The organism is Aureimonas sp. OT7, from assembly GCF_014844055.1.
Lineage (GTDB): Bacteria > Pseudomonadota > Alphaproteobacteria > Rhizobiales > Rhizobiaceae > Aureimonas > Aureimonas altamirensis_A.
Window position 1 is genome coordinate 3,895,774 of record NZ_CP062167.1, and the last position, 12,611, is coordinate 3,908,384.

At 66.9% G+C, this 12,611-nt stretch carries 9 protein-coding genes; 8 read left to right on the forward strand and 1 reads right to left on the reverse strand.

The features are described from left to right. The first annotated feature begins 6 nt into the window (after positions 1-6). The 8 genes from IGS74_RS18630 to IGS74_RS18665 all read left to right on the forward strand — a co-directional run bounded on the left by IGS74_RS18630 (position 7) and on the right by IGS74_RS18665 (position 11,579). Complete coding sequence (locus tag IGS74_RS18630) at positions 7-3,327, forward strand: transglutaminase family protein (protein WP_192388151.1); 3,321 nt, start codon at positions 7-9, stop codon at positions 3,325-3,327. A 22-nt stretch (positions 3,328-3,349) separates the two neighbouring features. Continuing rightward, entirely contained in the window at positions 3,350-5,545 is a 2,196-nt protein-coding gene (locus IGS74_RS18635) for a circularly permuted type 2 ATP-grasp protein (protein ID WP_246722692.1), read from the forward strand. 4 nt (positions 5,546-5,549) lie between these two features. After that, on the forward strand, positions 5,550-6,461 hold the full coding sequence (locus tag IGS74_RS18640; RefSeq protein ID WP_192388153.1) for a transglutaminase family protein: 912 nt from the start codon (positions 5,550-5,552) through the stop codon (positions 6,459-6,461). 53 nt (positions 6,462-6,514) lie between these two features. Then, positions 6,515-8,335: a translation elongation factor 4 gene (gene lepA / locus IGS74_RS18645; protein WP_039195401.1), complete on the forward strand. Its 1,821-nt coding sequence runs from the start codon at positions 6,515-6,517 to the stop codon at positions 8,333-8,335. A gap of 13 nt (positions 8,336-8,348) precedes the next feature. Next, on the forward strand, positions 8,349-9,629 hold the full coding sequence (locus IGS74_RS18650) for an Hsp70 family protein (RefSeq protein WP_246722694.1): 1,281 nt from the start codon (positions 8,349-8,351) through the stop codon (positions 9,627-9,629). A gap of 66 nt (positions 9,630-9,695) precedes the next feature. Further along, a complete protein-coding gene (locus tag IGS74_RS18655; RefSeq protein ID WP_192388155.1) occupies positions 9,696-10,121 on the forward strand; it encodes a heme-binding protein in 426 nt (141 codons plus the stop codon). A 6-nt stretch (positions 10,122-10,127) separates the two neighbouring features. After that, complete coding sequence (locus tag IGS74_RS18660) at positions 10,128-10,781, forward strand: nucleoside/nucleotide kinase family protein (RefSeq protein ID WP_192388157.1); 654 nt, start codon at positions 10,128-10,130, stop codon at positions 10,779-10,781. A gap of 66 nt (positions 10,782-10,847) precedes the next feature. After that, positions 10,848-11,579, forward strand: a complete 732-nt coding sequence (locus tag IGS74_RS18665; RefSeq protein ID WP_192388158.1) for an SDR family oxidoreductase — start codon at positions 10,848-10,850, stop codon at positions 11,577-11,579. A 55-nt stretch (positions 11,580-11,634) separates the two neighbouring features. Here IGS74_RS18665 and IGS74_RS18670 read toward each other — a convergent pair whose 3' ends face one another. Continuing rightward, positions 11,635-12,513, reverse strand: a complete 879-nt coding sequence (locus IGS74_RS18670; protein WP_039195407.1) for a DMT family transporter — start codon at positions 12,511-12,513, stop codon at positions 11,635-11,637. Between the last annotated feature and the right edge of the window lie 98 nt (positions 12,514-12,611).

The following is a 12,611-nucleotide window of genomic DNA, read 5'->3' on the forward strand; positions in this document are numbered from 1 at the left end:
GAACCCATGTCGATTCTTGCCGCACTGAACCATGTCACGCATTACCGCTATGACCGGTCGGTCCGGCTTGCACCACAGACGATCCGGCTTCGTCCGGCCCCGCATTCGCGCACGAAGGTTCCGTCGTACGCGCTGAAGATCACTCCCGCCAACCATTTCATCAACTGGCAGCAGGACCCCTTCGGCAACTACCTCGCCCGGATCGTCTTCCCCGAGACGGCGACCGAGTTTCGCATCGAAGTGGACCTCGTCGCCGACATGTCGGTCTACAACCCCTTCGATTTCTTCATCGAGGACAGCGCGGAAAAGGCCCCGTTCACCTATTCCGAAGAGCTGCACGAGGAACTGAAGCCCTATCTGGCGCACGACCCGGCGGGCCCCCTTTTCCAGACGTTTCTTGCGGGCATCGACACGACGCCCGTCGCCACCATCGATTTTCTCGTGGCGCTGAACCGCAGGGTCGAACAGGCGGTCGACTATGTGATCCGCATGGAGCCCGGCGTCCAGACCCCGGAGGAGACGCTGGCGCGCGGGTCCGGCTCCTGTCGCGACTCCGCCTGGCTTCTGGTGCAGACCTTCCGCCACCTCGGCCTCGCCGCCCGTTTCGTCTCCGGCTATCTCATCCAGTTGAAGCCGGACGCCGTTGCCCTCGACGGACCCGCCGGAACCGACCACGATTTCACCGATCTGCATGCCTGGACGGAAGTGTATGTCCCCGGCGCCGGCTGGATCGGTCTCGACCCGACATCGGGCCTTCTGACGGGCGAAAGCCACATCCCGCTGGCCGCAACGCCGCATTTCCGGTCGGCCGCGCCGATCTCGGGTGCCGTCGACTATGCCGAGGTCGAGTTCCACTTCGACATGACGGTGCGGCGTATCGCCGAACGGCCCCGCGTCTCGTACCCGTTCCCGGACGAAAGCTGGGAGGCGCTCGATGCGCTGGGCGAGGCCATCGACGCCGATCTTGCCGCCGGCGACGTGCGCCTGACCATGGGCGGCGAGCCCACCTTCGTTTCCGTCGACGATTTCGAGGCGCCGGAATGGAACGCCGACGCGACGGGGCCGGCCAAGCAGGGTCTTGCGGACGATCTCATCCGCCGCCTTCGCAAGCGCTTCGCCGATGGCGGATTCCTGCATTTCGGCCAGGGCAAATGGTATCCCGGCGAAACCCTGCCGCGTTGGACCTATTCCCTTTACTGGCGCAAGGACGGCAAGCCGATCTGGAAAAACCCCGCCTTGATCGCGCAGGACGCGAAAAGCGGCGAGGCAACCATCGAGGCGGCGGAAACCCTCTTGCGAACGGTCGCGGAAAGGCTGGGTGTCGACCCCGCCCATGCCCAGCCGGCCTTCGAGGATCCGTCCTACTGGCTGGTGCGGGAAGCGCGCCTGCCGGACAATGTCGATCCATCGGATTCCAAACTGGACGATCCCGAGGAGCGCGCCCGGCTGTCGCGCGTCTTCGACAGGGGGCTGCACAAGCCGTCCGGCATGGTGCTGCCGGTGCAGTCATGGCAGGGGGCCGACCGCCCCGGCGGCCGGCGCTGGATATCCGAAAAGTGGCACACCCGGCGCGGCAAGCTGTTCCTGGTACCGGGCGACAGCTCGGTCGGCTATCGCCTGCCGCTGACCGCCTTGTCGCATATTCCGCCGGCTTCGTACCCCTACGTCAACCCGGCCGATCCGATGCAAACCTTCCCCGCCCTGCCCGAACCGGCCAGTTTCGGCCGGCCCCAGCCGCGCATCGAGACGGCGGCACCGCAGCGGGCCGTTGCGCCGGCGCCGATCGACGAAATCGCCGGCTCTGTCCGCACGGCGCTGTCCATCGAGCCGAAGGACGGCAAGCTATGCGTGTTCATGCCGCCGCTGGCCACGGTGGAAGAGTATCTCGATCTCCTCGCAGCCGTCGAGGATGCGGCCGAAGCCTTGTCCATGCCCGTCCGGATCGAGGGCTATCAGCCGCCCTTCGACCCGCGCATCGACGTCATCCGCGTCGCGCCCGATCCCGGCGTCATCGAAGTCAACGTCCATCCCGCCGCGCGATGGCGCGATGCCGTGTCGATCACGACGGGCGTCTATGAGGATGCGCGCCAGTCGCGCCTCGGCACGGACAAATTTATGGTGGACGGGCGGCATGTCGGCACCGGCGGCGGCAACCATGTGGTGGTGGGCGGGGCGACGCCGCTCGACAGCCCGTTCCTGCGCCGGCCCGACCTGCTGAAATCGCTGGTGCTTTACTGGCAACGCCATCCGTCGCTGTCCTATCTGTTCTCCGGCATGTTCATCGGCCCTACCAGCCAGGCTCCACGCATCGACGAGGCGCGCCACGACAGCCTCTACGAGTTGGAGATCGCCATGGCCAACGTGCCGCCCCCCGGCGCGGGGACCGCACCGCCGCCCTGGCTTGTGGACCGCCTGTTCCGCAACCTCCTGACCGACGTGACCGGCAATACCCACCGCTCCGAAATCTGTATCGACAAACTGTTTTCGCCCGATGGGCCAACCGGCCGCCTCGGCCTGGTGGAGTTTCGCGGCTTCGAGATGCCACCGGACGCGAAGATGTCGCTGGCCCAGCAATTGCTGGTGCGCGCGCTGATCGCCTGGTTCTGGAAGGAGCCGCAGGACGGGCCTTGCACGCGCTGGGGCACGAGCCTGCACGACCGGTTCATGCTGCCCGCTTTCGTCTGGCGCGACTTCCTGTCCGTCCTGGGCGATCTCGAGCGCGCGGGTTACCCGGTACGCCCCGAATGGTTCGAGGCCCAGCACGAGTTTCGCTTTCCGTTCTGCGGCCGCATCGAGCGGCAGGGCGTTTCGCTGGAGTTGCGACAGGCGCTCGAACCCTGGCACGTGATGGGCGAAACGGGCGCCATCGGCGGCACCGTCCGTTTCGTGGATTCTTCGGTGGAGCGGCTGCAGGTGAAGCTGTCCGGCTTCGACCCCGCGCGCCACACGGTGACATGCAACGGACGTTTCGTGCCGCTGACGGCGACGGGCACGGCCGGCGAGGCCGTGGCAGGGGTGCGGTTCAAGGCGTGGAAGCCGGCCAGCGGCCTGCATCCCACGCTTCCGGTCCAGGCGCCCCTGACCTTCGACATCTACGATCGCTGGTCGGGCCGCTCGCTGGGAGGCTGCGTCTATCACGTCGCCCATCCTGGCGGCCGCAACTACGAAAGCTTCCCCGTCAACGCCTATGAAGCGGAAGCGCGAAGGCTGGCCCGGTTCGAGGATATCGGCCATACGCCGGGCCCGTTCCAGCCGGCACGGGAACTGTCCGACCCATCCTTCCCCCTGACGCTCGACCTGCGGCGTCCGAGCCACCTTGCTTTCTGACGCCCGCCCCCCGCGACGCGGCGTGTCGGCAACCTACCGGCCGGCCGGCATCGACGAGATGGTCGATGGTAACGGCGTCGTGCGCCCGCACTACCGCAGCCTCGTCGACGCGCTTGCGGCCATGCCCCCGGCAGAGCAGGCGCGCCGCCAGGGCCAGGCCGAGCAGTATCTGCGCGAGGCCGGCGTCTACTATCGCGACCCGGCGGAGGGCGCCGGCGCGACGGCGGCCGAGCATGCCTGGCCGCTGGCATTCCTGCCACTGGTCATCGACGCCGCCGAGTGGCGCGCGCTCGAGACGGCGTTGATCCAGCGGGCACGGTTTCTGGAAAGCCTGCTTGCCGACGTCTACGGCGGCCGCGCCCTCGTGGTGGAAGGCCTTCTGCCCGGTACGGTGCTGGCCGGCAACCGCGAATTCCTGCATCCGCTGGCCGATCAGGCGAAAAACGGCCTGCCGCTCCTCGGCTTCGTCGCCATGGATCTGATGCGCGGGACGGACGGCGTCTGGCGCCTGCTTGGCGACCGGACCCAGGCGCCTTCGGGCGCGGGTTTCGCCCTCGAAAACCGCGTCGCCACCGCAAGGGCCTTCCCCGAGCTCGTCCGCGACGGGCGGGTGCGCCGGCTCGCCGGCTTCTTCCAGGGTTTCAGGGATGCGCTGCATGCTTGGAACGCTTCCCTGGGTGGCGAAGCGATCGGCATTCTAAGCCCCGGCCTGATGAGCGAGACGTCGTACGAACACGCCTATCTCGCCCGCTATCTCGGCTTCCAGCTCGTCGAGGGCGGCGACCTGACCGTGCGGCAGGACCATGTCTTCGTGCGCAGCGTGGATGGCGATCGGCCCGTTGCGGTGCTTTGGCGAAGGCTGGACGCCGATTTCGCCGACCCCGTCGAGCTGAACGGAGAAAGCCGCATCGGCACGGCCGGCTTGTCGCGTACCGTCCGCGCCGGCAACCTTCTGATGGTCAATGCGCTGGGTTCCGGTTTCCTGGAAGATCCATCTCTCGCGCCGTATATGGATGCGCTTGCGGAACGCCTGATCGGCGAAACGCTGCTCCTGCGGCCGGCGGAACAGACGGCCACGCCCTCCACCGCGCCGGTCCTGTCCAACGGTTCGCTGTCACCGAGGCCGGTGACGCTGCGCGTATTCCTGGCGCGGGGCCGCGACGGATGGCATGCCATGCCGGGCGGCTTCGCCCGTGTCGCGGAAGCGGCCCTGCCCGGGGCGGCCATCCGCGCCGGGGGCCGGTCGGTGGATGTCTGGGTGCTATCGGACGGCCCCCGGTCGAATCTTACCCTTTTGGCACGCGACGCGGTGTTTTCACGGCGGCTGCCGGGGGCGCTGCCGGCGCGCGCGGCGGACAATCTGTTCTGGCTGGGGCGGCAGGTCGAGCGGCTGGAGCAGGCCAGCCGCATCATGCGCACGCATCAGGGGCGGCAGGCGGACGCAGCGCCGCTGGCAGACGTCGACAGCGCCTTGCGCGGCGCCCTGATGCGTTTCGGCCTGGATGCGGATGCGCCACTGCCCGGCCTCGCCGCACTGGCGGGCATGGCCTGCGACATCGCGTCCCGCATCCGCGACCGGTTTTCGCCGGATGGCTGGCGCGTCCTTTCCGAAATCCCGCCCCTTCTGGCCGAGGCCCGGCCCGCGACGCACGCCGAGGCCGCCGCCGTTGCCAACGGCATTCTCGGGCGGCTGTCGGGGTTTACCGGCCTTGTCGAGGAGAACATGTACCGGCTGAACGGCTGGCGGTTCCTGCAATGCGGCCGCCGGATCGAGAGGGGCATCGCATTCTGCGAATCATTGGCGGACCTCGTCCGGCCCGATCTGGGCGACGAGGCGCTGGACGCCATCCTGGAGCTCGCCGACAGCCGCCTCACCTATCGCCGTCGCTACTCGGTGGAACTGTGGCGGCACGCGGTTCTGGACCTGTCCGTGCTCGATCCACTCAACCCGCGCTCGGTGACGTTCCTTGCCGAGGAGCTCGACTCCATCATCCACGCATTGCCGGGGTTCCAGGCCGGCGAGCCGCTGACGCAGCCCGGCCGGCGCATCGCCCGGCTGGCCGTACGCCTGCGCACGGCGGACCCGCGCGAGGTCGACGCCGCCTTCCTGAAACGCGTCGCCCAGGACATGCGCGATATCTCCGAACTCCTGTCCGAAAGGTACTTCGCACCGGCTTCGGGACATCTGTCCGCCTACGGCGGAAGCACGGTGGAATAGGCCCATGCGTTACGATATCCGCCTTCGCATCGGCTACGACTATGCCCTTCCCGTCCGCAGCGCCCATCATCTGCTGCGGGTTTCGCCGCGCATCGACCGTGGCCAGACGCTCCATGCGCTATCGTTGGACGTCGCCCCCGATACGGACGAGACGCTCCAGGAAAGCTGTTTTTTCGGCAACCGGACACACCACCTCCTGCTGAACAGGCCGCACACCGCACTGTCGGTCGAAATGCGCGCCCGCGTCGAGGTTCGGCGCGCCGAGCCCGACCTTTCGAACGCGCCGGACATCGCTACCCTGTCGGACATGGCCCGGCACAGCCGTGCCGAAAGCGGCCAGAGCCCGATATACCAGCTCGCGGCCAGCCGCATGGTGGCTCCCCTTCCGGAAGCAGGCATCTTCGTGGCCGAAAGCCTTTCCGGCCTGTCGCCCGGCCTTGGCGTCCTCGCCGTCGCGCAGCGCATCTCGGGCGAGTTCGCCTACGAACCGGGCTTTTCGTCGCTGGCAACGACGCCGGCGCAAACCTTGTCCAGCCGGCGCGGCGTCTGCCAGGATTTCGCCCACCTGATGATTGCGGGCCTGCGTCAGACCGGTATTCCGGCGGCCTACGTTTCGGGCTTCCTGCGGACGGACCCGCCGCCCGGCCAGCCACGCATCGAGGGTGCGGATGCAATGCACGCCTGGATCGAGGCGTGGCTTGGGCCCGACCTCGGCTGGGTCGGCTTCGACCCGACCAATGGCTGCCTGGCCGGCGATGGCCATGTTGCCGTGGCCTTCGGCCGCGACTACGCGGACGTCGCCCCGGTTGCCGGCGTCGTCACCACCACCGGCGCGCAGGCGACCGATCATGCAGTCGACGTGGTGCCCGAAAACGAGCCGCCGGCCCCGTGGCAGGCTTCCCTCCCGGCCGCGTGACAGCGCCCACCCATCGATAAAAAGCAGTTTCTGTTTGGCCGCGGATTGAATATATGCGGGCGATGAGCACCAAGACCGCCCTCGACCGTATCCGCAACTTTTCCATCGTCGCTCATATCGACCATGGCAAGTCCACCCTGGCCGACCGCCTGATCCAGGTGACGGGTGGCCTCGACACGCGTGAAATGAAGGATCAGGTGCTCGATTCAATGGACATCGAGCGGGAGCGCGGCATCACCATCAAGGCGCAGACGGTGCGCCTGCATTACACGGCCCGCGATGGGCAGATGTATGTGCTGAACCTCATCGACACGCCGGGCCATGTCGACTTCGCCTACGAAGTCTCGCGCTCGCTGTCGGCCTGCGAGGGCGCGCTGCTGGTCGTCGACGCGGCGCAGGGCGTGGAGGCGCAGACGCTCGCCAACGTCTATCTGGCCCTCGACGCCAACCTCGAGATCGTGCCCGTGCTCAACAAGATCGACCTGCCGGCGGCCGAGCCCGACCGCGTCAAGGAGCAGATCGAGGAAGTCATCGGCCTCGATGCCTCGGATGCGGTGATGATCTCGGCGAAGTCGGGCCTCGGCATCGAAGACGTTCTGGAAGCCATCGTCACTCGGCTGCCCTCTCCAAAGACGGGCGACCGGTCCGCACCGCTGAAGGCCATGCTGGTCGATAGCTGGTACGACGCCTATCTCGGTGTGGTCGTGCTGGTACGCGTCATCGACGGCGAAATGAAGAAGGGCCAGACCATCCGCATGATGGGCACGGACGCCAGGTATCCGGTGGACCGGGTCGGCGTCTTCACCCCCAAGATGGTCGGCGTCGACGCCCTCGGCCCCGGCGAAATCGGCTTCATCACCGCATCCATCAAGGAGGTCGCCGATACGCGCGTCGGCGATACCATCACCGAGGACAAGCGCCCCACGGCCGAAATGCTGCCCGGCTTCCAGCCGGCGCAGCCGGTTGTTTTCTGCGGCCTGTTCCCCGTCGATGCCGCCGATTTCGACGATCTGCGCGCCGCCATGGGCAAGCTGCGCCTCAACGATGCATCCTTTTCGTTCGAGATGGAGTCCTCCGCCGCGCTCGGCTTCGGCTTCCGCTGCGGCTTCCTCGGCCTCCTGCATCTGGAAATCATCCAGGAGCGGCTCAGCCGCGAATTCGATCTCGACCTGATCGCGACGGCGCCGTCGGTCGTCTACACGATCCGCATGACGGACGGATCGGAAATCCAGCTTCACAACCCCGCCGACATGCCCGACATCGTACGCATCGACACGATCGAAGAGCCGTGGATCCGCGCCACGATCCTGACGCCGGACGATTATCTCGGCAATATCCTGCAACTCTGCCAGGAGCGGCGCGGCATCCAGGTCGACCTGTCCTATGTTGGCAAGCGCGCCATGGTCACCTACGAACTGCCGCTGAACGAAGTCGTCTTCGACTTCTATGACCGGTTGAAGTCGATCTCCAAGGGCTACGCGTCCTTCGACTACCAGATGGTGGACTACCGCGAGGGCGACCTCGTCAAGATGGGCATCCTGGTGAATGCGGAGCCGGTCGACGCCTTGTCGATGCTGGTCCACCGCAGCCAGGCCGAGCGGCGTGGCCGCGCCATGTGCGAGAAGCTGAAGGAGCTGATCCCGCAACATCTGTTCAAGATCCCGATCCAGGCAGCCATCGGCGGCAAGGTCATCGCCCGCGAGACCATCTCGGCCCTCCGCAAGGACGTCACCGCCAAATGCTACGGCGGCGACGCCACCCGCAAGCGCAAGCTGCTCGACAAGCAGAAAGAGGGCAAGAAGCGCATGCGGCAGTTCGGCAAGGTGGAGATTCCACAGGAAGCCTTCATCGCCGCGCTCAAGATGGACAGTTGAGCGGACGAAGCCCTTGTCCCCGATATCAGGCACCGTGGCGTCCGGCACCCATGCCGGACTCGACTTCGGCACGACCAACTCCACGCTCGGCATCGCCGCGCGTGGCGGGCCCCCGCGCCTGCTGCCCGTCGAGGGCGAGGCGCTGACCATCCCTTCGGCGCTGTTCTTCAGCCTCGAGGACGGCCACACCTATTTCGGCCGGAAGGCCGTGTCGGAATATGTCGAGGGGGCGGAAGGCCGCTTCATGCGCGCCCTGAAAAGCATTCTCGGCACGTCGCTCATGAACGAGACGACGCTGGTCGGACGCGAGCGCAAGAGCTTCCAGGAGCTTATCGGGCGTTTCCTGCGTCATATGCGCGAACGGCTGGAATCGGCGGGCGTGCAGGCGGACAAGGTCGTGCTGGGGCGCCCGGTGCACTTCATCGATGACGACCCGGCCGCCGACGCGACTGCGGAGGCGCAACTGGCCGCCGCGGCGCGGGCGGAAGGCTTCGCCCATGTCGAGTTCCAGTACGAGCCGGTGGCCGCCGCGCTGTACCGTGAGTCGGTGTTGCAGGCGGAGGAACTGGCGCTGATCGTCGATATCGGCGGCGGCACATCCGACTTCTCGGTGGTGCGCCTGTCACCGGAGCGCGCCCGCGCGCATGACCGGTCGGCCGATATCCTGGCGTCCACCGGCGTCCATGTCGGCGGCACGGATTTCGACCGGCTGCTGAGCATACGGCATGTCATGCCGCACTTCGGGCTGGGAAGCCTCTACGCCGACGGCAAGCGCAGCCTGCCCGTCTGGTACTTCAACGACATGGCGACATGGCATCGCATCAACCTTCTCTACACGCCGAAGGTATTGCGCGACATCCGCGACCTGGAGCGCGCCGCGGCCGAGCCCGAGCGTCTGGACCGGTTTCGCCACCTCGTGGAATATCGCTCCGGGCATCGGCTGGCCGGCGCCGTCGAAGCCGGCAAGATCCGACTGACGGACGCCCCGGAAACCGAAATCGTCCTCGACGAGCCGGGTCTCGACTTCGCCCTGACCGTCTCGCGGGCAGCCTTCGAGGATGCCACGCAGGATCTCGTCGGCAGGATCCAGGCCAGCCTTGCCGAGGCCCTGGCAACGGCCGGCGTTTCGGCAGAGGCCGTCGACAGCGTCATCCTGACCGGTGGCGGCGCGGAAGTGCCGGCTGTGCGCAGGGCCGCTACGGCATCCCTCCCGCACGCGCAGGTCATTCGCTCCGATGCCTTCGGCAGCGTCGGCCTCGGCCTCGCGCTGGATGCCGCGCGACGGTTTGGATAAAGCTTGCTTTCCGAACGCAAGGCCCGGCGATTCGAGTAAATGCCGGGTCACCAGGGAAGGAAACCCATGACACTGACGCTCGACCACGCCCGCAAGATCATCTCCGCCAGCCTTGCCAAGGCGGCCGAAGGCAAGTTCAAGCCGCTGACGGTGGCCGTGCTGGATGCCGGGGGCGCACTGATCGCCCTGGAACGGCAGGACGGCACCTCGCGCATGCGCCCCGACATCGCCATCGGCAAGGCCAATGGCTGCATCGCGATGGGCGTCGGCTGCCGTGCCCTGCTCGACCGCGCGGAGAAACAGCCATTCTTCATCCAGGCCATGAACAGCCTTGCCGGCGGCAGCCTGGTGCCGGTACCCGGCGGCGTCCTGATCCGCAATGACGGCGCGATCATCGGTGCGGTCGGCATCACCGGCGATACGTCCGACAATGACGAGATCGCCGCGATCGCGGGCATCGAGGCGGCAGGTTTCACGGCCGACGCCGGCTGAACGCCGATGGCGCCGGACATCACCCTGCAGGACCTCGTCCAGCTTGCCTTGCGGCGGGCCGGCGATGGCCGGCGTATCGTCGTTGCACTTGCCGGCCCGCCCGGGGCCGGCAAATCGACGGCCGCCGGCCGCCTGACGCAATCGTTGAATGCGGCCAGGCCCGGCGTCGCCGCCCTGTTTCCGATGGACGGCTACCATTTCGACGATACCGTACTGAACGCACGTGGACACCGCCCGCGCAAGGGCGCTCCGCACACATTCGATCTGGGCGGCTATCGCGCGATGCTCGACAGGTTGCGCGCCGACGACGCATCCGACATCGCCGTGCCGGTCTTCGATCGCGCGCTGGAGATCGCAAGGGCCGGCGCGGACATCGTGCCGGGCCCGGCGCGCATCATCGTCACCGAGGGAAACTACCTGCTTCTCGATGCCGACGGCTGGCGCGACCTGCGCAGTCGCTTCGATATCGCGGTGTTCGTGACGGCGCCCATGGCCATCATCGAGGTCCGTCTTCGGCAGCGTTGGCTGGGCCTCCATTACGACGACGCCGCCCTGCTCATGAAAATGGAGGGCAACGATCTTCCCAATGTCCGGCTGGTGCTGGGCTCGAGCAAGCAAGCCGATGTCACGCTTCGGACGGACGGAACCGAATTGGTCTAACCACTTGCCCTATAGCCACGCTTCGCCCTATTGAACCTGCGATTGGATCAATGGGCAGGAGACAGCATGATCGACCTTTCGGGAAAGACGGCCTTCATAACGGCGGCGGCACAGGGCATCGGCAAGGCCACGGTGGAACTGTTCGCCGCGGCGGGAGCGCGTGTGATCGCCTCCGACATCAACGAGGCGGCCTTGGGCGAACTGTCTGGCGTGGCCGGCGTGGAGACACTGAAGCTCGACGTTCTCGATGCGGGGGCCGTGGAGGCGGCTGCGGTGAAGGCCGGCGCGATCGACATTCTCTTCAATTGCGCCGGCGTCGTCCACTCCGGGACCATTCTGGACTGCAGCGACAAGGATCTCGACTTCGCCTTCGATCTGAACGTCCGTGCCCAGATGCACACGATCCAGGCGATCCTTCCCGGTATGCTGGAGCGTGGCGACGGCTGCATCATCAACATGGCGTCCGTTGCCTCCAGCGTGAAGGCCGTGCCGAATCGCTTTGCCTACAGCGTCACCAAGGCCGCCGTAATCGGCCTGACCAAATCGGTCGCCGCCGACTATGTCGGAAAGGGTATCCGCTGCAATGCCATCTGCCCGGGCACCGTCGATTCCCCCTCGCTTCAGGAGCGCCTGCGCGCCGGCGGCGACTACGAGGGCGCCCGCGCTGCCTTCATCGCGCGCCAGCCCATCGGCCGGATCGGCCAGCCGGAGGAAATCGCGGCGCTGGCGCTGCATCTGGCCGGCGCCACCTACACCACCGGCCAGATCCATGTGATCGACGGCGGCTGGACGGCCTGACACATTGGCGAAGGGCAGGGACCGCGTCCCTGCCCCCATTGCCGCGCGCGGGCGGCTACAGGCGCTTTCGGTTCTCGCGCCACCAGATATAGATGCCGCTGGCGATCAGGATGGCGGTACCCGCCAGCGTCAGCGGGTGCATCGGATCGCCGAACCAGAAGATGCTGAGCAGCGCCGAGAACATCACCTGCGAATACAGGAAGGGTGACAGCAGCGACGCCGGGGCGAAGGAAAACGCCTTCACCAGCACGGTATGGCCGAGGGCGCCGAACGCCCCCATCACGAACATCAGCATCCATTGCGACAGCGCGGGCGTCTGCCATACGGGCAGCACGACCAGGCACATGATGACCATGCCTGCGGCGGTCGTGTTGAACTGCGTCACCGCGGGGTTTTCCGCATGCGCCAGATGGCGCGTCATCATCAGGTACACCGAATTGCTGACGACGGCGGCCAGCGGCAGCAACAGCCACGGGTCGGTGCGGCCAAGCTCGGGGCGGACGACCAGCAGCACGCCGACGAAGCCGGCGACCACCGCTGTAATGCGGTGGATGCCGATCGTTTCCTTCAACACCAGCACGGACAGGAGCGTCACGAACACGGGCGAGAAGAACAGGACGGCCGTCGCGTCGGCCAGCGGCACGCGCGCTATGGCCATGTACATCAGCAGCGTCGAGGAGAGCAGGCACATGCCGCGCAGGAACTGCAGCAGCGGATGGCGGGACCTCAGATAGCCGAAGCCGCCGCTGCGGGCAGCCAGGACGCCGCCGACGAGGATCGTGTGGAAGACGTAGCGCCCCCAGACCACCTGCATGACCGGCAGCGTTCCCGTGAGGCTCTTGGCCACGGCATCCATGGACGAGAAGATCATCCCGGCGGCCAGCGTAAGCAGGATGCCGCCGAGTATGGAAGTGGACGCTGTCTGGCTGGGCATGTCGATCTTACGGGAGGTCGCTTCGGATCCCTCCCATAAAGCCTGTTTGCCTTACCATTGGAATGGTTATCGCGCGCAACGCGCATAATTCCGCGTGC